Raw genomic sequence first — 23,060 nt, 5'->3', positions numbered from 1 at the left:
AGAATTAGTACTACATCGCAAGTCGTTGCCGAAAAGCAAAGGCCCCGTATTCTTACAAAATGCTCGCAAAAGCATAAAAAAGCACTGGCAGTTACATCTGCTTGTGATTCCGCCTTTGCTGTTTTTTATCATCTTCAAGTATTATCCGATGCTGAACACTGTCCTAGCCTTTAAGGACTATAACGTCATAAAAGGGATATGGGGAAGTCCATGGGTCGGATTTAAAAACTTTCAGCTCTTCTTTGAGAATCCGCAGTTTTGGACACTGCTCAAGAATACTATTATGCTTAGTGGCTATCAGCTGCTGGCGGGTTTTCCAATCCCGATTATTCTTGCGCTCATGATTAATGAGGTACGGGGAGGAAGGTTTAAGAAATTCGTTCAGCTTGTATCGTTTGCCCCTTATTTCATCTCGACGGTTGTCATGGTGTCAATCGTTATGCTCTTTCTGGCCCCTCGGCTCGGTTTTGCCAACATTGCACTCAACTTCTTCGGACTGGATTCTATTAACTTCCTAGGTGAACCCGGCATGTTCCGTTCGATTTATGTGTGGTCTGATATTTGGCAGACAGCGGGCTACAGTGCAGTCGTATATTTGGCAGCGCTTGCAGGGATAGACCCAACACTTTATGAAGCTGCCAAAGTTGATGGAGCCTCGCGGTTTCAAAAAATCCGCCACGTCGATTTGCCAGGGATTGTGCCAACCATCGTTATCATTTTGATTCTGAATGTAGGGAATGTAATGGCGATTGGCTTTGAAAAAGTCTACCTGCTACAGAACCCGCTTAACCTCGTTAATTCTGAGATCATTGCCACCTATGTCTACCGGGTCGGCCTGTTGAATGCCAATTACAGCTTTGCAACTGCGGTGGGCCTGTTCAACTCCATCATCAACTTGGTTCTCTTATTTACAGTAAACGGTCTGGCGAAAAGAATCACTAAGAACAGCATCTGGTAGGAAAGGAGCTCATCTATGGCAGCAGCAGTTCAAAAAAAGATTAAAGAATCCGTCGGCGACAAAGCGTTCCTGATCACAATCTATATCGTGCTTACTCTTGTGGTAATCGCTGTACTTTATCCGCTTATTTTTATCATCAGCAGCTCAATCAGTAGTCCGGCAGCCGTGACCTCTGGTCGTGTCTGGCTCTGGCCTGTAGATATATCCTTCAAAGGTTTCAAAGTATTGCTGAATACGCCTGAGATTATCACTGGTTATGGAAACTCAATTTTCTACACCGCAGCGGGAACGCTGATTAGTATAACTTTAACGGTCATGATCGCTTACCCGCTGTCTCGAAAAGGTTTTTTCGGACGAAATACACTGATGATGATCATTACCTTCACCATGATCTTCAGTGGGGGGCTAATTCCCACCTATTTGGTAGTGAAGGAGATGCATCTGATCGACACTCGCTGGGCGCTGCTGATTCCGAACGCCATTTGGGTCTGGCAGGTCATTATTGCCCGCTCCTTCTTTCAATCCTCGATTCCGGAGGAGCTTTTGGAAGCTAGTGAAATCGACGGCTGTAGTGATATGAGATTCATCTGGAGCGTGGTACTCCCGTTATCCAAACCGATTCTCGCAGTGTTGGTGCTTATGTACGCGGTAGGTCAATGGAATGCCTATTTCGATGCGCTGATATATCTGAAATCAGCAGATTTGTTCCCCTTACAGCTTGTCCTGCGAAGCATCATCATTCAGAACAACAGCGCTGGTGGGGCCATGGACGTGGGGAAACTGGTCGAGAAACAACAGCTTTCCGAGCTGCTGAAGTATTCCTTAATTGTGATTGCCACCTTGCCGGTACTTGTTATCTATCCTTTCGTACAGCGTTATTTTGTACAGGGGATGCTTGTTGGTTCCGTCAAGGGTTGATCTTAGGAGTCTCTTTTTTGGAAAGGAGGTATGCCCGGAGTACACACTTAAGGTATCATCGTATCACCTGCTAAATTACAAAAGGGAGTGATAATATTTGAAGAAGCAAAGCTTGATTACTTTACTAATTCTGGTCATGGCATTTACGGTTGTAATTAGCGGATGTGCAAATAAAAATACAGATAACGCATCCAGCACGCAGCAGGGTTCTGGTTCGGGTTCGTCTGGCAAGCCGGTTGAGATCAGCGTGTTCTCAGTTCAGGAATCCGGCATCGACCTTCCGACCAATAAATTCACAAAACATGTAGAAGAGAAATTTAATTTCAAATTCAACTGGCAGATCAACCCATCGGATGGTGCTCAGGAAAAACGCCAGATCTCACTGGCGAGTGGTGACTATCCGGATGCTTACCTGCTTACTCACTATATTGATCAATTCTCACAGGCCGATCTACTGAAATACGGCAAGCAAGGTGTACTCATTCCTCTAAATGATCTGATTGATAAATATGCTCCAAATATTAAAGCAGCCATGGAAAAGAACTCTGACCTAAGAACGCTTAATACTGCACCTGATGGCAACATTTACGGACTTGTAGCTTATACAGAATGTTTCCACTGTTCCTATCCTAGCAAAATGTGGCTGAATTCTGAGTGGATGAAAAAGCTTAACTTGGAGATGCCGAAGACCACTGAGGATTTCAAAAATGTACTGAAAGCCTTTAAAACGCAAGACCCGAACGGCAATGGCAAAGCCGATGAAGTGCCGCTAAGCGGTTCCATCGAGGAGTTCGGCGTACGGATCGTACCTTTCTTGATGAACGCATTTGTTTATGATGATGATCGTAATTACCTGAACATGAAGGATGGAAAGGTGCAATCTGCTGCCATTACTCCGGAGTGGAAAGAAGGATTGACCTATATTAAATCCCTGTTTGACGAAGGGTTGATTGATCCGGGTGCCTTTACACAAAACGCGGAAGCTTTTAAGAAAATCGGTGAAAATGCTGATGCAGAAATTCTAGGCGCAGGTGCAGGTATGCACCCAGCGATCTTCGTAAACATCGACCCGGGGAATACCCGTTCAGCACATTACAACCCGCTGCCTCCGATTTCGGGACCTCAAGGAATTTCCTATGCGACTCATGATGGAGGCGGCGTAGTCCCGGGTGCAAAATTCGTGATCACAAACAAAGCAAGTGAAGAAGCACAAATTACACTGATCAAGATGGTGGATTATATGTTTACACCAGAAGGCCAAACGAATGGCGCAGCTGGCCTGAAGGGAACCGATTGGACAGATCCGGTTGAAGGCGATGTGGCGTTGGGGAAAGATGTTAAACCGATGATCAAACTAATTCCAGGTGAAGAAGGCGCAGCACCACGTAATGCAGGCTGGAGTGGTATGGCTCACTTCTATGAGCCTAAAGAATACCGTGATACTTACGTTCAAGGTACCGACATCTTTGCTTCTGATGGTTATGAACGTAGACTGTATGATGCGACTCTGCTATACGAAGGTCATGAGCCTAAAGAGTTATTCCCCATCTGGTCGATCTGGATTGATCCAAGTGAGATTGATGAAGCCAGCTTGCTGCAGACAAATTTGAAAAATTACATCGAACAAAATGAGCTGCAATTCATCACAGGCAACAAGGATCTGAACAAGGACTGGGACGCTTATGTAAAGGGATTGCAGAACTTGAAGCTTGACCGTTATCTCGAAATTTTACAAAAGGCTTATGATACTTCAAAAAAATAAATATTGAAATCAGAATCAGGTGCTGTATGATAGACCCCGCACCTGATTTCTTGATTTCAGGGGAAAATATGGGTTTTTGTGGATGGAGGTTGAGTTATGACAGACGAGAATCATTGCAATCATTCATTTGTAGTTCCGCGCCGTGGACTACCTCAAATTAACGGCAGGCTTACGGAAAAAGGGACTGTAACCGTTGCCTTTTTAGGCGGCTCAATTACGGAGGGGGCAGGTGCTTCCGAAGCAGACACATATAGCTGGAGAGCACTCACCGGTAAGTATCTTCAGGAGCGGTTTGCGGATCAGGAGTTCCGCTTCATCAACGCGGGAGTGGGGGGGACGAACTCAACTTTAGGTGCTCATCGATTACAGGAGCATGTCCTGCAGCAGGGCACAATTGATTTGTTATTCGTTGAATTTAGCGTCAATGACGGCAATGACCGGGAAGAATCCATTAGAGGGATGGAGGGCATTGTCCGCCAATGCAGGCGGTTGTCACCGGGCACTGATATTTGCTTTTTGTATACAGCAGCAGAGAAGAATCTCTCCGGGAGCAATCCCTTTAATATTGCTGTCCATGAAGAAGTAGCTGAACATTATAAGCTTCCCTCTGTTAATTTTGCAGCTAGAGTCTATGCGCAGCTAGAGGCGGAACAAATGGAGTGGACTAAGCTGGCACCGGATGGATATCATCCCAATGATGAAGGTCATGCGCTGTATGCCTCTTTTTTGCGAGAGTATCTGGAGACAGCGCTTGTTCCTAACAAGACGAATTTGAGTAGCGAAAGCTCTTTAGATATTCCACCTTTGGCGGAGCAAAATTATGAATACGGCAGCCTGCTTGATTTCCGTGCGGCTGATCTTGTGAACGGTTACGAACTTCGCGAACTGGCTGCAGGAGATCCGCTGATGAACTGGCGTTTTGGAACAGAGCATCTGTATACCCATAGCAAGGAGGCTGTTTTTTCTTTTACAGTGACCGGGCAAAGCGCAGGCTTGATGCTGCTCTACGGACCGGATAGCGGGATTTTTGAATATTCGCTAAATGGCAGTTCTTATAAAGCTGTGAACTTATTCGATGAATGGTGTCCGCTTGCCTTTCGGCCTATTATCGCCATGTTTCCGATCCAGGAACAACGTCAAGAATTGCATGTTTCAGTACGCATTACGGGGCTGAAGGATGAACAGAGTAAAGGCACCAGTCTGCGTATTCTGAAACTGCTGCACAATTGATTATTTTAAGCGGAGAGATTATACTGCCAAATATTAAGCGTTTACAAAAAAAGAAAGGCGGTGCCGATGATTACTTCTGCTGAGAATAACGCCTTAACTACTCCTGCTGTAATCCGCCTAACGGATTATGGAGTGCTGCCGGATTCTGGTTTAGACGCGCAGCCAGCCATGGTTCGGGCTATACAGGCTGTCGCTGAAATTCCCGGTCCAGTACTACTGGATTGCCCGAAGGGCTGCTATCATTTCTATCCGGACGAGGCTATCCGCAAACCTTATTTTATCTCAAATACTGCCAGTGAAGAAGAGAACAGGGATGTCACTAAGACCATCGGTATTTTGCTGAAGGGACAATATAATTTAACGCTGGAAGGGAATGGTTCATTATTTATTTTTCACGGCAAGCAAACGATGCTCCTGCTGGATGGCTGCAAGAATGTGGAGATCCGTAATTTACATACCGACTATGCCCGGCCAACTGTGACGGAGATGACGATTACCGAAAGCGGTGACCATTCGTTCGATGTCCAAGTACATCCCGATTCACGTTATGAGATTAGGGAGGATAAGTTGGTCTGGAACGGTGAGGGCTGGAGCTTTTCTGAAGGCCCAATGCAGACTTATGATCCGCAGCGCAATACGACTTGGCGGATGGATAACTGGCTGGAGCAGGCAGACACTGTCGAGGAACTGGAGCCGATGAAGCTCCGTCTGCATTTTAATTTTCAGCCTGAGGTTATTCCGGGGCATGTTCTACAAAGCCGTGACGGCATCCGTGATCAGGTGGGCGTATTCATTACGGAAAGCTCGAACATCACCTTGAGCGATATTGGGCTACATTTTCTGCATGGACTTGGCATCGTTGGCCAGTTCAGCGAGAATCTCAGCTTCCGCCGTATGGATCTCTCACCGCGTCCGGAAACGGGACGAACGGTCACAGGCTTTGCGGACTTTATTCACATGTCTAGCTGCCGGGGAAAGGTGATCATTGCCGATAGTAATTTTTCCGGTTCACATGACGATCCCGTTAATGTCCATGGTACTTATCTGCGGATCGTAGAGCAGCCATCGGCGAATGTAGTAAAGGTCCGGTTCATGCATCATCAGACCTACGGATTTATGGCTTTCTATCCGGGGGACGAAATTGAATTTGTTCGCTCCGGTTCATTGACCACTTATGCGGCTAATGAAGTGGTCGAAGTGAAGCGGCTAAATCCACGCGAGCTTTTGTTGACGTTGGCTCATCCGGCTCCTGATGATATAGGCAGCCATGATGTTATAGAGAATGTTACCTGGACTCCAGAGGTTGAAGTCACTAATAATCACTTCGCGAGAGTACCCACCCGCGGTATTCTTGTGACAACCCGGCGCAAAGTGGAAATTAAGGGTAACATTTTTGAACGGATGCATATGAATGCCATTCTGATTGCAGTGGATGCTGAGTCCTGGTATGAATCCGGCAAGGTGGAGGATGTGATCATCAGCGGCAATCATTTTCTGGAATGTGGAAGTCAAAAGCATCCGGTTATCTTTATTTCGCCGGAGAATGTGGAGATAGATAAACGTGCTCCCGTTCACCAGAGAATTGTCATCACGAATAACAAGTTTGAAAGTATTGATGTGTTGGCCCTTAGTGCCAAGAGCACCTGCGGACTGGTCTTTAAGTGCAATGGAATTCTGGCAGGCAGTGGTGAGGCGAGTCTTTCGAATCTTGATGATGCGATTGAATTAAATGCCTGCAGTGAGGTTGAAATTACTGATAATTTATTAAATGACAGATGGTGAGGAGAGCGCGTATGAAACTTCAATATGACAAGCCAGCAAATGTATGGACGGAAGGACTTCCAATTGGGAATGGACGTCTGGGCGGTATGATCTTCGGTGGTGTGGAACAGGAGAAAATTAGTCTAAACGAGGATACGCTTTGGTCAGGATACCCAAAAGAGGGGAACAATCCCGGTGCTAAGAACGTTCTGCCAAAGGTGCGACAGCTGATTCAAGAAGGCCGTTATGTTGAGGCGGACACGCTGACCAGAGAAATGATGGGGCCGTATACTCAATCTTATTTACCTTTTGGTGATCTATTGCTTCGTTTTGAGCATGGCAACGTCTATCATTCTTATCAGCGTACATTGGATGTGGAAAATGCGCTGCATCGCATTGAATATCAGATTGGCAATGTTACTTATACCCGTGAGATGTTCGCTTCTCATCCTGATCAGTTGCTTGTACTTCGTTTGACCGCAAGTGTGCCAGGCGCATTGAATGTGCATGCCACGCTGGAAAGTCCACTCCGGCACAACCTTTATCCGCAAGGTGACAGCTTTGTTCTATCGGGAACGGCACCGGAGCATGTAGATCCAAGCTATTTCGGGAGCGACAATCCCATCCAATACGGTGAATTAGGCAGCAGCAAGGGAATGGCTTTCGAAGGACAACTCTCCGTGACGGCGGATGACGGCCAAGTAACGGTTGATGGCAATGGGATTCATTTGCTGGGTGCGACAGCGGCAACCTTTTATTTCAGTGCGGCTACAGGTTTTAACGGGTATGACCTAATCCCGGGAATTGAAGGAAAAGATGCCTCCACCATTGCAGCTTCCTTCTTGGCAAGTGCTCAAGGCAAGTCTTACACCAGCCTGCTTCAAGCGCATATCACTGATTACCGGGCACTTTTCGATCGGGTGAAGCTTCGGCTGGGCAAGCCGCTGGCACCGGAAGGAATGTCAACCGAGCAGCGGATTACGACTTACTCCGCGCAAGATCCGGGTCTAGTTGAGCTGCTGTTTCATTTCGGACGTTATTTGCTGATCGCAAGCTCGCGTCCCGGAACGCAGGCCGCCAATCTTCAGGGAATATGGAATGCCTCTACTCGTCCGCCTTGGAGCAGTAACTATACACTGAATATCAATACAGAAATGAACTATTGGCCCGCTGAGATTTGCAATCTGGCAGAATGTCATGAGCCACTTTTGGATTTCGTCGGCAATCTGGCGAAGAGAGGGGCGGATACCGCTCGGACCAACTATGGCACCCGGGGCTGGGTAGCTCATCATAACTCGGATCTTTGGGCACACACTGCACCGGTAGGTGATTATGGTGATGGAGATCCAAGCTGGGCCTATTGGCCAATGGGCGGCATCTGGCTGACCCAGCATCTTTGGGAACATTTTGCTTTTGGCGGAGATACTGAATACTTGCGGACTTCGGCTTATCCTGTCATGAAGGAGGCGGCTCTGTTCGCATTGGATTGGCTGATTGACGACGGCAAGGGTAATCTTGTGACCTCCCCGTCCACTTCACCAGAGCATAAATTCCGGACAGCGGAGGGTGTGGCTGCGGTCAGCCCGGGTGCCACAATGGATATATCACTGATCTGGGAGTTGTTCACGAACTGTATCGAGGCATCAGTGATTCTTGGAACGGATGAAGCTTTGCGTGAAGAGCTGAAAAGTACCCGTGAGCGTCTATTGCCACTGCAGGTTGGCAAGTACGGGCAACTGCAGGAATGGTTCTCTGATTTTGAGGATGAGGACATGTACCACAGACATACCTCGCATCTGGTTGGAATTTATCCGGGCCGCCAGTTGTCAGAAGAAGAGACCCCTGAGCTATTTGCTGCGGCAAGAACCTCGCTGGAGCGGCGCGGGGATGAAAGCACAGGCTGGAGTCTGGGCTGGAGAGTCGCTTTATGGAGCCGCTTCCGGGATGGAAACCGTTCCTTGCGTCTGCTCTCCAACATGTTGCGGCTGGTGAAGGACGGGGAGTCGGAGCAATATAATCACGGCGGAGTTTATGCCAATCTGCTCGGTGCACATCCGCCGTTCCAGATTGATGGCAACTTTGCAGCCTCCGCCGGGATTGCCGAAATGCTGCTACAATCTCACCGCGGCTATCTCGAACTACTGCCTGCATTGCCGAATGAATGGCAGGAGGGAAGCGTTGCAGGTGTACGTGCCCGCGGTGGCTTTGAAGTCAGCATTCAGTGGGACAACGGCAAGCTAGTGGAAGCGCAGATCACTTCCCTGCTGGGCACAGAATGTGTGATCCGCATGGATACCCCACTTAAGGTAACCTGTGGCAGTCAGGATATACAGTGTGAACGTTCCGCCGAAGGAAGGGTAAGTTTCGCTACAACCGCGGGACAATCCTACAAGCTTATCATTGGTGATCAGCAATAATCCGTTTTATAAGCGTATGAACAGCAGTAGGACCTGAACGTTTGGTCCTGCTGCTGTTTTTTGCATTTTCAGCATGAAGCTTCAGGGCCAGCAGAGTTTAGGTAGGATGTGTTAGATCGCGGTATGGATCGGAAGATTGTTGTATAGAAAACGCTTTATCCGCTCTTTATAATGAGGTCATACTTGGGGGATACAGCTACTGAGACTGCGGCCTTCAAGGTCCAAAATGCAGCAACAAGGAGGCAAATTATGCTAACTGACAGTAATACAACCGTAAACGTGAATACAGACACAACGTCTCTTATCCGTGTAACCAATGGCCTGGTGAATCTGGAGATTGATCTCGGAACGGGTGAGTCATCCGTTGTCGGCGGGACTTCTGCACATGTAAAGGGGATTCGCAGCGCCTTTCGCTGGCAGGGCCGGGAATATAATACTGAACACTATCAGAGCCACGTGCTGAAGTTGCAGGAAGAGGTTGTTCGTGAAGGTTTTGGTAAAGGTGTTCATCTAGTGATTGTGCATGAAACATCCCTGCTGCCTCAGCTGGAGCAGCATTTTTATATTTATGAGTCCTCCTCATATGTGTTGATGCAAAGTGTGATCGCAAGCGATGAGGATATCAAAGCGAACCGCATGGCGGTCATTCAGAGCAAATCGGTATCCCTCGGCGGCGAGTCAGGTCAACCGGATGAACCAAGCATCCTGCGTGTGCCTTACGACAACGATAAATGGGTCAGATATACAGTGGTGAAGCCACCTATGGATACAGAGAGCTACGAGGTAACGGCAGTGTTCGCACCGGATAGCCGGCGAGGAATTATCATGGGTTCCATAACTCACAAGGTGTGGAAAACGGGTATTCGTATCAAAAGCGAGCGATGCGGCCAGATCGAGGAGCTGGATCTTTACGGTGGGGCTGTGAGTGAATTAACCCGTGACTTTCAGCCGCACGGTTATGTAAAAGGCAAAAGAGTGGAGTCACCGCTCGTATTCGTAGGTTTTTATGATGATTACAGAGAAGGTCTTGAAGCTTACGGCCGGGCCAATACATGGATTGAAGCTCCACTGGCTTGGGAGGGTGGCGTTCCTGTTGGCTGGAATAGCTGGTCTGCTGCAATGGCTGATCTGGATTATGATTTGTATACGTCGACCAGTGAGTTTTTGAAAAAAGAAGTGCAGCCGTTAGGATTCCAGAATGAGGATACGCTGTACATCAACTTTGACGCTTTTTGGGATAATTTCACAGCAGAAGAAATGAAAAATGCACTTGAGCTAGTGCGGAAGAATGGTCATAGACCGGGAACTTACTGGACCCCTTTCGCTTTCTGGGGAAGTCCTACTCAGTTTGGAGATGTCGTGGAAGGTACGAACGGTAAATACACCTATGGCGATATCCTGCTTCGGGACAGCGAAGGAGAGATTCTGCCGGATGTTGATGGAGGGCTAGCTATTGACCCCACACATCCGGGGAACCTGCAAAGAATAGATTGGTATACAAATAAATTCATCTCGGAAGGATTCGAGTATATCAAGCTGGATTTCCTGGCACATGGCGCACTGGAAGGGCAGCATCACAATCCGGAGATTACGACGGGCATTGCGGCGTATCACTATGGTATGTCCTACTTGCAGAACAAGCTGTCTCCAGAGGTAATTGGTCGACCGTTCTTTATTAATCTGTCCATCGCACCGTTGTTCCCTTATGCATTTGCACATAGCCGGCGTGTCTCTTGTGATGTTTTTGGCACGCTGCAGGATACAGAATATATGCTCAACTCTTTGACCCATGGCTGGTGGATGAGCGATTCATTGTACCGTTACAATGATCCCGACCATTCCGTACTGTACAAAAGCCATAACCAGGAAGCCACGGGCTGGCATGAAGGTCGCAGCCGGCTAACTGCTTCGGTGATCGCGGGAACGGTGCTGCTGCTAGGGGATGACTTCCGAAAAGAGGAAGCCGCCGCCCGGGCTAAAGCTTGGCTGAGCAATAAGGAAATTATGGATGTTGCTCGTCTTGGCAAAACCTTCAGACCGATAGAAGGGGACCTCGGCAAGCAATCCTGTGATACTTTTGTGCTCGAATCTTCAGAAGAAAATGCCTTTTATATAGCTGTCTTCAATTACGATGTCACGAAATCTGCTCCTAAATCCCTCTCATTAGAACGGGCAGGGCTGAATGCTCAAGCTGCTTACCAGCTGCTGGACCTATGGGAAGGTGTAGAAGGGGAAACCTCAGGAAAGCTGGAAGTTACGCTTGAACCCGCAGAATCTAAAATCTTCAAATTGACGGCAAAATAACAAAAGAATACGCGCCCTCTGCTTCTTGCGGATAGCGCGTATTCTTTTTTACAACCTATATTTGTTTTCGGCTTTGCGGATTAAGGCGGTATTGTGTGGGATTTATGCCGTAGCAGGCACTGAAATGTCTGGAAAAGGGATGGATCGAAGGATAGCCTAATTTCTCAGCAATGGCAGTAACACTTAGCTCGCTCTCCAGAAGCAGACCTGCCGCCCGCCGCATAACGAGATTATGATGATAAGCGCGCGGCGTCATTCCGGTTTCTCGCAGAAACAGCTCATGAAAATAGGTTCGCTTGAGTCCGCAGAGCTGTGCCCAGTCTTCGATAGATTTACCACGTTCGGGATGAGTGTTCAAATACTCCAACAGGCGCACAATCCGATAATCGCTTGGCTGATGCTGATGGAGGGCATTATACCAGCTTAATATCCAACCGTATAACAAGCTATGAACCGCTTCATTCCGGTAGAATATCGCTTCATTGTATATTTTGGCAATCATCACAAGACTATCGTATAGCTGTGGATATTTAGCTAGCGGGAAAACGCAGGGCAATTCTTTCAGCTCGGCACAGGGGACTTCGGTGGCCTTTTTCTCAAGCCTAAAGGGTTCAGGCGCATGGATAAAAGAAAGATTAGTAGACATAGGCGACTGCTTGTCCCACAAATCAAAATAGACATTGTAGGACGAGAGTGGATGAGAAGGGGAAATATGAAAGGCATGTGGCTGGCCGGGGCGCAGAAACACCAGTGTTCTACGCTCAATCGGATAACGAACTCCGTCGATTTCCATCTCACCGGGGCCATCGGTAAACAGATGAAAGGCGTAGGCATTGCCGACGCGCAGATGCTCATTGCTGCTTCCGTCGTACAGATAAGGCATGATTGCTCCAACATACGGTGTGATTTCAGATAGTTTGTTCATACTATACCCCTTTGCTAGCAGCATTTCTTAATTTTGGCCTGTAGTTAAATGTTTGGGATTACGGATAAATTGTCAAATGAATGAACGAGTCAACAAAGACTAGTAGTACTGATGATGTTACGATAAATGCGATAAATATACAATGTTAATAACAGAGAAAGCGGATTAATTAACAACAACTTTTGAAGGTCTATTACAGACAGGAGACGATCAAATGAGCGATTTTAAATTGTGGTATTCAACCCCTGCAACAAGCTGGTCGCAAGGGTTGCCGTTGGGTAACGGAAGAATAGGTGCTGTTGTAATGGCGGCGCCGCATCGTGAGGTGTGGAGCATGAGCGAGGTGACCTATTGGTCTGGGCAAACGGATCCCGACCCTGCTCCTGCCGGAGGTAGAACTGCGCTGGAAGAGATGCGAAGTCACTTTTTTGCCGGCGATTATGACAGCGGTGATCGTTTAGCCAAACAGTATTTACAGCCTAAAAAACAAAATTTCGGTACGAACCTGGGATTATGCGAGGTGGTTATTGATTTTGCCCAGGATGCGGATGTTAAATCAGGCGGTGTGTTTCGGCGGGAGCTGGAATTGACAAGTGCAGTGTCTGGGGCGGTCTATGAGAGCGGCGAAACAACAATCCGTCGAGAGGTCTTCGCTTCACATGCCGATGATCTGGTAGTTTCAAGAATTTGGAGCGATAGGCCTGGAGGTGTATCCTTTACGATTGCCATCGAAGGTGGGACAGAATCGTTTACGACTGAGGTTGTGGATGGCGACACTATTGAATTCAAGGGGCAAGCTACAGAAAAGGTGCACAGTAATGGTAAATGCGGGGTATGGGCAAAAGGGCAGCTCAAAATAAGTCTATCCGGCGGTACGATCTACAGGGGGGATGGCCGATTAAGAGTTTCCGGAGCTAATGAGGCCCGGATTTATTTTGGGGTCAGTACCGATTATCGCCGGAGCAATCAGGATTGGGAGACGGAGAGCTACAGCAACCTAAGGCAGGCATTAACCAAAGGTTATGCACAGTTAAAAGAAGATCATATTCAAGATTACCGTCAGGATTATGCAAAGGTGGATATTCAATTGGGTAGCTCCGGGAAAGAAGGTCTGCCTACCGATCAGCGGATTAGGTTACTGGCACAGGATCAGGCTGAGGACCCTCAGTTGTTCGCATTGTTCCTCCAGTATGGCCGCTACCTAACCATTGCCGGATCACGAGAAGATTCACCTCTTCCACTGCACTTGCAGGGAATCTGGAATGACGGTGAGGCTTGCCGTATGGGCTGGAGCTGCGACTATCATCTCGATATTAATACACAGATGAATTATTATCCGACAGAAGTCGTGAACCTTGCAGACAGCCACCTTCCATTGATGCGATATATTGAAGATTTATCTCAGGCGGGAAAATCAACTGCACGCGATTTATATGGCAGCAAAGGATGGGTAGCGCATGTATTCTCTAACGTCTGGGGGTTTACAGCTCCGGGCTGGGAAACCTCATGGGGGCTCAATGTCACAGGCGGATTATGGATTGCAACCCATCTGATGGAGCATTATGAATATAGTCAGGATCGTGTATTTCTAGAGCGCCAGGCATATCCTGTGCTAAAAGAAGCCGCAGAATTCTTCCTCGACTATATGACGATTCATCCGAAATATGGCTGGCTGGTGACGGGTCCTTCTAACTCGCCAGAGAACAGCTTCTATCCCGCAGATAGCAGCGAGGGTGCACAGCAGCTGTCTATGGGCTCGACCATGGATCAAGTGCTCGTGCAAGATCTTTTCGAGTTCTGCCTGAAGTCTGCGGTGTTGCTCGATACAGATTTGGAGCTTCAGCTGAAGCTAAAGGAAGCTATGGCTAAGTTACCCCCGCTACAGATTGGTAAAAGAGGTCAGCTGCAGGAGTGGCTTGAAGATTATGAAGAAGCGCAACCTGAGCATCGACACTTGGCTCATTTGTTCGCTTTGTATCCAAGCAACCAGATTACACCGGACAGAACACCGGAGTTAAGCGCGGCAGCAAGGGTAACGCTGGAGAACCGGATGGCTCAGGAAGAACTGGAGGATGTAGAGTTCACCGCCGCCTTATTCGGTCTTAGTTTTGCCAGACTATATGACGGGGAGAAGGCGTATAAGCATATCTCTCATTTAATTAGCGGACTGTGCTTCGATAATCTGTTCAGTTTCTCCAAATCAGGGATTGGTGGGGCAGAGTGCAATATCTTTGTCGTGGATGGCAACTTTGGCGGGACGGCTACCATTGCAGAGATGCTGCTGCAAAGCCACGCGGATGAAATTCATCTGTTGCCAGCGCTTCCGCAAGCCTGGAATACAGGATCGGTGTCTGGATTACGAGCCAAAGGAAAGGTAGAGGTAGACGTAGTTTGGGAGAAGGGGCAGTTGACGGAAGCTACGCTTCGCACCTACGCACCGGGAACGGTGACCCTTCGATGGGGAGATCAGAGAACTACCTTCCAAGCAGAAACAGGAGGAAGCTACTATTTCAACAGCCAATTGGAGCTGTTATAATGATTCGGCGGGGGCGATGAGCCTCCGTTTTCATTATGCGTCCGAATAATGATGAGTAGGTATCGAAGGGCTATCTGGTCTGCTTAAGACCCGATAGCCTTTTTACGAGCACGTTGGGATTAGATCTTACAAAGTAACGATTCATGCCTGAAAATGACTTACATTTATTTGGTCGATGATCGACTAAGGGGAAAAGAATATAATAGGAGCAAATACAGACAACAAGAAGGAGGGAACCTCAGGTGTATAGTATTTTTTTGGTAGATGATGAAGAAATGGGTCTTGAGATGATGAGAGATTATATCCGCTGGGAAGAGATGGGCATCTATGTAGTCGGAACAGCGAGCAATGGTAGAGAAGCTTTGGAGAAAATAGAGGCTTTTCAACCGGATATTATTCTTACAGATGTTCAGATGCCGATAATGAATGGAATTGAGTTGGCTAAAAAAATACATGAATGTTATGACCAGATGCAAATTATGTTCCTCACCGGACATGATGAATTCCACTATGTTAAATCGGCCCTTAATGTAGGAGCTGTTGGATATTTACTGAAGCCGCTAGATTTGACTGAAATTGAAAGCGTTATCGAAAAGGTTAAAGCACGCTGCGAAGAGGTTCAGATGAAACAACGTTCTATGGAGGCTGCTAAAACTAAGATTCTTAAGGAGCTTTCTTTTGAAAAAAATGCGGAGCAAGCCGCAGAGCTGGCAAATAACTTCAATAGGCTGACACGTCTCCCAGAGAGTAATCATTATACCATGGCACTGTTCAGCATCGATCCCAAAGAGGCGGAGGGTGAGCAGCAGAGTCTGGAAGAGTGTATGAGCCGGTTGATTTCTTATCTGGATCACTTTTTTAAGGCGAAAAATATAGAGGTTGTTTTTGTTCCTTACAAGGATGGCGAGACAGGTGTATTCATGGAAGCGACTCAACAGCCTGGCTATTATGCTTGGGAGGATTTAGCTGTGGCTATTCGTAGTGCGCTGGATTTTACGGTGACGGCAGCAGTCGGAGCGCAGGCCGCAGAATTAGCGCTGGTCCATAATCTGTATAAGCAGACGCGTGTGATTTTAAATGAACGTTTTTATAAAGGCACGGGCTTAATTATTCATGCCGCGGCTATTTCGAATCAGTTCGACAGTGAACATATGCCACCTTTTGAGAGAAAAGAGTGGTTTGAAGCTATCCATCAGCTGGACTTCGAGCAGGCCGCACAAAAGCTGCATCAATATTTCGTGGGATTGGCCACACTGAGAATCAAGAAAAAAATCATCTGTGATTGGGCGATTGATCTTGTTGATGAACTGCTAGAGCAGCTGCATCAGTCTGTTCCCGAGGGCTTTAAGCGGGCGGAGCTCTATCATTCCATCTATAATGCGCTGACTTTACATGAGATCGAGGATTTAATCCTGGGCACTGCGGGTGATGCCGTGAGCATGCTAGGTGAGCGACTTATGGATAAAAATACAAAGCTCGTCCACAAGGTTCGCACCGTGATTGAACAAAATTACGATCAGCCGATTACGATTAATAGTCTGTCTGATCAGGTTTATCTGTCACCGAACTACTTAAGATCTATTTTTAAGGATAAAACAGGCATCACGATCCACGATTATTTAACCCGTATTCGGCTTGATAAGGCCAAGGAGCTGCTCACAGACGGGTCACTGAAGATTCAAGATATTGCCCAGAGAGTGGGGTACGAAAGCACGTCTTATTTTATTTCTCTATTTCTGAAGAACCTTGGGGTCACACCTAACGAGTACAGGAAAAATATTTAACCTTCCGCACTTCTGCTTACTGAATAGAAAGAAAAGTCGCTTTCCTTTATGAATTGTAAACTTGCGATATGGAAAGATGCCCCTTTGCTTTTTACAATAAGCATGTATTACAACTCAGCACATGTGAGGGGCTTGATTCATTATTGCGATTAAAGGAAGCTTTTTTACACATCTAATTGCGATAGCGCTTTCAAGAAATCCAGACGGCAATAGTTGGATACAGCATTCTTGAGAGAGTAATCGGTACGGGCCGTACATTCCTTACATGACGTTACTTACAACAAGGAGAGGAGTTCTGAAGACGTTATTTGGAAAGAGGAACAACTGATGAATTGCAACCGGAAGGCTTTTCTTATATCAGAAAGTTAAATGGAGGGATTAAATGTTTGGACGTGTAATGAAAAGAGGGTTCTTGTTCTTTCTTATGATCAGCTTAGTGTTAGGCAGCGGTGGTCAGTTTGCCGGCAAGGTCTACGCCGAGGATATAAATAGCTATGAAGCTGAAGCGGATGGGAATATTCTGACGGGTAATGCGTCAATTTCTGACCACCCAGCGGCTTCCGGAGGGAAAAAAGTTGGCGGCATGTATCAAGGCAGCTCCTTGTTGTTCAATAATGTGACCGTAAGCGAGCCGGGGAATTATAAAATTACAGTGTATTATATTTCTGGCGATTCACGCCCGTTTAATATCAGTGCCAATGGCGGTGACAAGCAATTTGAAGAACCGTCCAAGACTGTGGACTGGGATACGGTAGGCACTTATGATGTGACGCTTCCGCTGAACGCGGGTGCTAATACCATCTTGATCGATGACAACAACTGGTATTCTCCGGACATCGATAAGATCGTAATCCGTGGATTGGACGACAGCGATCCAGGTGAAGGACCCGGAGGTGACTGGAAGGAGAAGCTGCATGGGGTGATCCTGGAAGCCGAGGCTACTGAGAATATGCTTACAGGCAACGCCAAAGTGGCGGGCAGCAGTGTGGGCTCTGGCGGTAAAATCGTAACGGATCTGAACAAAAACAGTTCCTTACAGTTCACAAATGTTGCAGTACCAGCAGCGGGAACGTATTTAATCCGCATCTCCTATATTTCCGGCGATCAACGTCCTGTCTATATGCAGGTTAACGATGGACTGGATGAAATGATTGACCTGCCAAAGACGGCAAGCTGGAGCACCGTGGGAACCTATGATGTGGAGGCCTCTTTGGTAGAGGGTTTGAATACTATCACCTTCTCAGATCATGATTGGTATTCTCCAGATTTCGACCGGATAGAAATTATTCCTTATACCCTCAGCTATGAAGCAGAATCTCCACTCAATGATTTGACAGGCGAGGCCCAAGTTTCCGCTAGCCCGAATGCTTCGGGTGGTCAGAAGGTAGGGTACTTGAATAACGGCAGTTCCATAACCTTCAACAAGATTACAGCCCCTATGACTGGTGATTACCGAATCACAGTCGCCTATATTTCAGGTGACCCACGCAGCTTCTACGTTAGTGCGAATGGTGGAGCAGAGCAGTATTATGAGCTGCCCAAGACACCGGACTGGGATACGGTTGGAATGTATGAACTTACACTGCCACTGAACGAAGGCGAGAATACAATCAAATTTACAGATGGCAACGGGTATGCGCCAGATCTGGACCGGATTATAGTTGAGCCAGCTATGGGTGTGGATCCTAATCCCCCAGTGGAGGAAGACGGTGATTTAGGAACACCGGGCGCTTCTAAGATCTACGGAGCTATCACAGTTACCGAATATACTTACGGACTGCTTGTATCAAATGGCCAATATGAAGTGTCCTATAATACCAAGTCCGGATATGTAAGCTATAACTGGGCTGACGGACAGAAGCTGCATGGGATCTATAGCAGTATCAAAATCGGCGATACGCTCGTTGAGACTACAAGCTATGAGAGTCATACAAGTGTTGGTGCTCCGGTAGACATTCAGGATGGTTTCGGCAAAGGCGTGGAGCTAACTTTTGTCCACACTTCCACAGGAAAACCGACGTTAAAGCAGGTCTACAAGTTTTATGACGATCAAAAGTATTTTCTGACCCGTTTGGATGTCGCCAGCGATACAGCAGTCAAGACCAACTATATGTCACCTATTACCGTAAAACGTACAGGTGGTGTGGATATCGGAGCTAGTGCGGATAATCGTGTGCTTACGGTTCCTTTTGACAACGATGCTTGGATTCGTTATAAATCTCAATCTATGAATCGTGCAGATACCAGCTATGAGATGACGACTGTGTTTAACAACTCGACACGCAGCGGCCTTGTGCTTGGCTCTGTAACTCATGATACCTGGAAGACAGGCATCGACTGGAAAGGTTCCTCCAATCGGCTGAATGAGCTGGTCGTATATGGGGGTGCAGCTAGTGATGTTACCCGGGATACCCAGCCTCATGGCAGCTTAAGTGGAACAAACTTGTCCTCACCTATGATCATGGTAGGGGCCTTCAGTGATTACCGTACAGGGCTTGAGGAGTATGGCAAAGCTAATGCGATCATTACACCTGCACTTGCGCTAAACCCCGAGCTGCCACATGGCGTACCGGTTGGTTTTAATAGCTGGGGAGCTTACGAGGGTACGCTTTCATATCAGGATGTAGTGGATGTCTCCAATTACTATAAAGAGAATCTGCAAAATTTCAATAATAACGGCAATGTATTTATTAACATGGATTCTTATTGGGATAATCTGAATGATAAGCAGCTGACTGACGCCGTATCGGTTATTAAAGGGAATGGCCAGCATGCGGGTATTTATTGGGCACCGTTTGTATACTGGGGCAACAATATGGACCAGATTGTAGAGGGAACTGACAATAAATATACTTACGGCGATATTGTCCTTAAGGATGCCGCGGGTCAACCGCTGCCGACTCTGGACGGGGCTTTTCCTTTGGATGTAACACATCCTGGTGCCCAATTACGCATGAACTATTTTTTGGACAAATTTAAAGCGCTGGGCTTCACCTTCATCAAATTGGATTTCTTAACGCATGGTTCGCTTGAGGGGCAACATTTCGATTCAACTATAACGACAGGAATCCAAGCTTATAATGAAGGAATGCGTTATGTGAAAGAACGTCTGGATGGAAAAATGTTCATTAGCGCATCAATTGCGCCAATTTTCCCGAGTCAATATGCGCATAGCCGGCGAATTTCCTGCGACACCTACGGCAAGATCAATGAAACCGAATATATGCTGAATTCATTAACCTATGGCTTTTGGCAAAATGGCACGATCTATACCTACACCGATCCTGATCATTTGGCATTGGCCCGTGCTACCAGCTTGACTGAAGCGCGTAGCCGTATGAACTCTGGCGTTATCGCTGGAACAGTACTGCTTGGCTCTGACAATGTTAACGATCCAAAAGCACAGGAGTACATGACCGCTTTGTTCAACAACAAAGATGTTCTCGATTTAGCTTTAAAAGGAAAAGTGTTCAAACCACTTGAAGGAAATACAAACGCCAATGCCGCCGATACTTTTGTTATGAAGGATGGCAATGATTATTATCTGGCTGTATTCAATTACAGTGCATCTGCTTCGGCAGATAAGCAAGTTGATCTTGGCCGCGCTGGACTGGATGCTGCAGAGATTTATACTACGCAAGATCTCTGGACAGGAGAAGTTTCCTCTGCCACAGGAACTATGAAATTGTCCTTGCAGCCGACAGAGTCGAAACTGGTAAAATTGACGGCTGCACCTAAGACAGTAACCGGTATAACACTGGATAAGACAGAGCTTTCGTTGACCGCTGGTGAAACCGGCAAGTTGACGGCTACAGTATCGCCGGATGATGCGACGGATAAAGCAGTACTTTGGACTTCGAGCGATACCTCTGTAGCTACCGTAGTGTACGGAACAGTAACCGCTGTAGAAGCTGGAAAGGCCACCATTACTGTGGAAACGGTAGACGGTGGCTTCAAAACATCGGCAGAAATCACAGTCAAAGAGGCCTCTACAGGAGAGCCGGGAAATCCAGGAGAACCGAGCGATCCGGGAAATCCGGGAGAGCCTAGTAATCCGGGAGAGCCGGGAAATCCGGGAGAGCCTAGTAATCCTGGGAATCCAGGAAATTCGGGAGAACCGAGTAATCCTGGGAATCCAGGAAACAATGGCGGTACCTCTGGCAGCACTTCGGGCTTGGAGAATGCTGCTGGAACCTTGATTCTCATGCCAGATATGCTGAAAGTGGACAGTGCTTCTGGTCAGGTAGTGGTTGAGATTAAAGGGGATATTCAGCAAGTTCAGTTATCCTCTGCTGTAGTCCGACAGTTGGCGAACCACACCCTAGTTTTGAATGCGGGTAAGCTCTCCTTGCAGGTACCAGCGGAGCTAATTCACCAGTTGCAAAACAAGCTGCCAGAGGGACAGCGGGAAGATAGCAAGATTGCCCTGAAGATGGTGAACCTCAGCAGCAAGGCCGAAGAGTTGGTTGCTACAGTGGCTAGTTCTACTAATGCGGCTGCTGTTCTCAAGGGAGACATCTATGAATTTAGTCTTTCTATTACCACTAAGTCAGGCACTACAGACACACTCGCTACATTTGATAAGCCAATAACACTCATCATGCCAGTGGCAGAAGGCTTCAATGCTAAACGAGGCGGTGTTTATTATATCGCGGACAATGGCAGGCTGGAATATATTCAAGCTGATTATGCTAACGGTGTATTAAAAGCTGAGGTCAGCCACTTCAGCAAATATGCTGTGCTGGAGTTGAACCGCATCTTTGTCGATGTTCCGGCCAATCACTGGGCTAACCCAGTAATCCAAGAGCTGGCGTCCAAGCTATATGTGCAGGGCACAAGCAAAGTAAAGTTTGAACCAAGCCGGGCAGTTACACGTGCTGAGTTCACTTCGATGCTTGTTCATGCCCTTGGACTGACCGCGACAGGAAAAGAAAGCTTTGCTGATGTTGCTCCATCCGCCTGGTATGCGGAGCCTATCTCAATCGCTTACAAGGCGGGAATCGTGAGTGGCAGAAGTGCGTCCAAGTTTGAGCCGGGCGCACAAATCACCCGTGAAGAAATCACGGTGATGCTAATGAAGGCTTACGAGCTGAACAACGGCGTAACAGCCAATGGTGCAACAACCAACGGCGTAACAACCATTGGTGCAACAACTAACGGCGCAACAATCAACGGTGCAACTGCCGCAGCGTTCACCGACATGAATCAGGTGTCTGCTTGGGCCGCTGCTTCTGTAAATGAAGCGGCCAGTCTAGGACTGATTCAAGGTCAAAGTCATGAACGGTTTGCACCAAAAGGAATCGCTTCGCGCGCAGAAGCGGCTCAAGTGATCTATAATTTGATTTTGAAGTAAGCTGAAATGACTACAAAAGAGCGACTCTCCATTAACCGGAGAGTCGCTCTTTTTGATAGATCAGTTAATGAAATTAGCTACTTTATCGAACTTTACTAATAGATACTACATTACTATTAGGTACATTGCTATTAGGTACATTACTGTTTGGCAGTTACTAATACCACACTTTACTATCTATCGGAACTTACTCCAGTAAAGTAGAATCTCGTGCAAAAGTCGAGCACACCCCAGCAAAGTAGAATCCCGTGTAAAAGTAGAACACACTCCAGCAAAGTAGAATCCCGTGTAAAAGTAGAACACACTCCAGCAAAGTAGAATCCCGTGCAAAAGTCGAACACACCCCGGCAATGTAGAATCCCGCGCAAAAGTCGATCACACCTCAGCAAAGTAGAGCACATCCCGACAAAGTAGATCATAGTTAGAACACATCGGACCGTATCGCAGCTATTTCGGAAATTTGAGTCATTTTACTAAGATTTCGGACTGTATAGCTCTTATTGCTATAAAAATGTCCAGAATTACTGTGCAAAAGAGACAATAGCTGCATCTGAGTCCGATAGTCGAGCAAAGTACCCTGATTCATCGAAATAGGGTCCCCTCGGTCCGATGCGTATGAGGAAGGAGTATAAGTTGAACACACCTCAGCAAAGTAGAATCCCGCACAAAAGTAGAACATACCCAGCAAAGTAGAATCCCGCGCAAAAGTAGAGCATACCCAGCAAAGTAGAATCCCGCGCAAAAGTCGAACACACCCCGACAAAGTAGATCGTAGTTAGAACACATCGGACCGTATCGCAGCTATTTTGGATATTTGAGCTATTCTACAAAGGTATCGGACTGTATAGCTCTTATTGCTATAAAATTGTCCAGAATTACTGTGCAAAAGAGACAATAGCTGCATCTGAGTCCGATAGCCGAGCAAAATGCCCTGATTCATCGAAATAGGGTCCCCTCGGTCCGATGCGTATGAGGAAGGAGTATAAGTTGAACACACCTCAGCAAAGTAGAATCCCGCACAAAAGTAGAACATACCCAGCAAAGTAGAATCCTGCACAAAAGTAGATCACACCCCGGCAATGTAGAATCCCGCACAAAAGTCGAACACACTA

The 23,060-nt window shown here is 47.1% G+C and carries 11 protein-coding genes; 10 read left to right on the top strand and 1 reads right to left on the bottom strand.

Annotated elements, in window-relative coordinates; genetic code table 11:
* Nucleotides 1–103: 103 nt before the first annotated feature.
* The 7 genes from MKY14_RS13585 (at nucleotide 104) to MKY14_RS13555 (ending at nucleotide 11,350) form a co-directional block, all read left to right on the top strand.
* Nucleotides 104–958, top strand: a complete 855-nt coding sequence (locus MKY14_RS13585) for an ABC transporter permease (protein WP_038574727.1) — start codon at nucleotides 104–106, stop codon at nucleotides 956–958.
* Between the two features lie 15 nt (nucleotides 959–973).
* Entirely contained in the window at nucleotides 974–1,876 is a 903-nt protein-coding gene (locus MKY14_RS13580; RefSeq protein ID WP_036683268.1) for a carbohydrate ABC transporter permease, read from the top strand.
* A gap of 136 nt (nucleotides 1,877–2,012) precedes the next feature.
* Nucleotides 2,013–3,638, top strand: a complete 1,626-nt coding sequence (locus MKY14_RS13575; RefSeq protein ID WP_076308240.1) for an extracellular solute-binding protein — start codon at nucleotides 2,013–2,015, stop codon at nucleotides 3,636–3,638.
* 96 nt (nucleotides 3,639–3,734) lie between these two features.
* Nucleotides 3,735–4,868 carry an SGNH/GDSL hydrolase family protein gene (locus tag MKY14_RS13570; protein WP_076191797.1) on the top strand — a complete coding sequence of 378 codons (1,134 nt, stop codon included), beginning with the start codon at nucleotides 3,735–3,737 and terminating at the stop codon, nucleotides 4,866–4,868.
* Nucleotides 4,869–4,934: 66 nt separating this feature from the next.
* Nucleotides 4,935–6,650: a right-handed parallel beta-helix repeat-containing protein gene (locus MKY14_RS13565; protein WP_143765002.1), complete on the top strand. Its 1,716-nt coding sequence runs from the start codon at nucleotides 4,935–4,937 to the stop codon at nucleotides 6,648–6,650.
* Between the two features lie 11 nt (nucleotides 6,651–6,661).
* A complete protein-coding gene (locus tag MKY14_RS13560) occupies nucleotides 6,662–9,046 on the top strand; it encodes a glycoside hydrolase family 95 protein (protein ID WP_076308192.1) in 2,385 nt (794 codons plus the stop codon).
* Nucleotides 9,047–9,295: 249 nt separating this feature from the next.
* Nucleotides 9,296–11,350 (top strand): alpha-galactosidase, encoded by a 2,055-nt coding sequence (locus MKY14_RS13555; RefSeq protein WP_076308191.1) that lies wholly within the window; start codon nucleotides 9,296–9,298, stop codon nucleotides 11,348–11,350.
* A gap of 55 nt (nucleotides 11,351–11,405) precedes the next feature.
* On the opposite strand, the gene MKY14_RS13550 is transcribed toward MKY14_RS13555, so the two are convergent.
* On the bottom strand, nucleotides 11,406–12,275 hold the full coding sequence (locus tag MKY14_RS13550; RefSeq protein ID WP_076128933.1) for a helix-turn-helix domain-containing protein: 870 nt from the start codon (nucleotides 12,273–12,275) through the stop codon (nucleotides 11,406–11,408).
* A gap of 214 nt (nucleotides 12,276–12,489) precedes the next feature.
* Between MKY14_RS13550 and MKY14_RS13545 the strand changes: the two genes are divergently transcribed.
* From MKY14_RS13545 to MKY14_RS13535, 3 genes are all read left to right on the top strand, one after another.
* Entirely contained in the window at nucleotides 12,490–14,811 is a 2,322-nt protein-coding gene (locus tag MKY14_RS13545) for a glycoside hydrolase family 95 protein (RefSeq protein ID WP_076128935.1), read from the top strand.
* 242 nt (nucleotides 14,812–15,053) lie between these two features.
* On the top strand, nucleotides 15,054–16,595 hold the full coding sequence (locus MKY14_RS13540) for a response regulator (RefSeq protein ID WP_076128937.1): 1,542 nt from the start codon (nucleotides 15,054–15,056) through the stop codon (nucleotides 16,593–16,595).
* Between the two features lie 382 nt (nucleotides 16,596–16,977).
* Nucleotides 16,978–21,948 (top strand): S-layer homology domain-containing protein, encoded by a 4,971-nt coding sequence (locus MKY14_RS13535; RefSeq protein ID WP_076128939.1) that lies wholly within the window; start codon nucleotides 16,978–16,980, stop codon nucleotides 21,946–21,948.
* The last annotated feature ends 1,112 nt before the right edge of the window (nucleotides 21,949–23,060 follow it).

The organism is Paenibacillus sp. FSL R5-0887 (genome assembly GCF_038002305.1).
GTDB lineage: Bacteria > Bacillota > Bacilli > Paenibacillales > Paenibacillaceae > Paenibacillus_AQ > Paenibacillus_AQ odorifer.
This window is presented reverse-complemented; position numbering and strand designations above follow the sequence as displayed.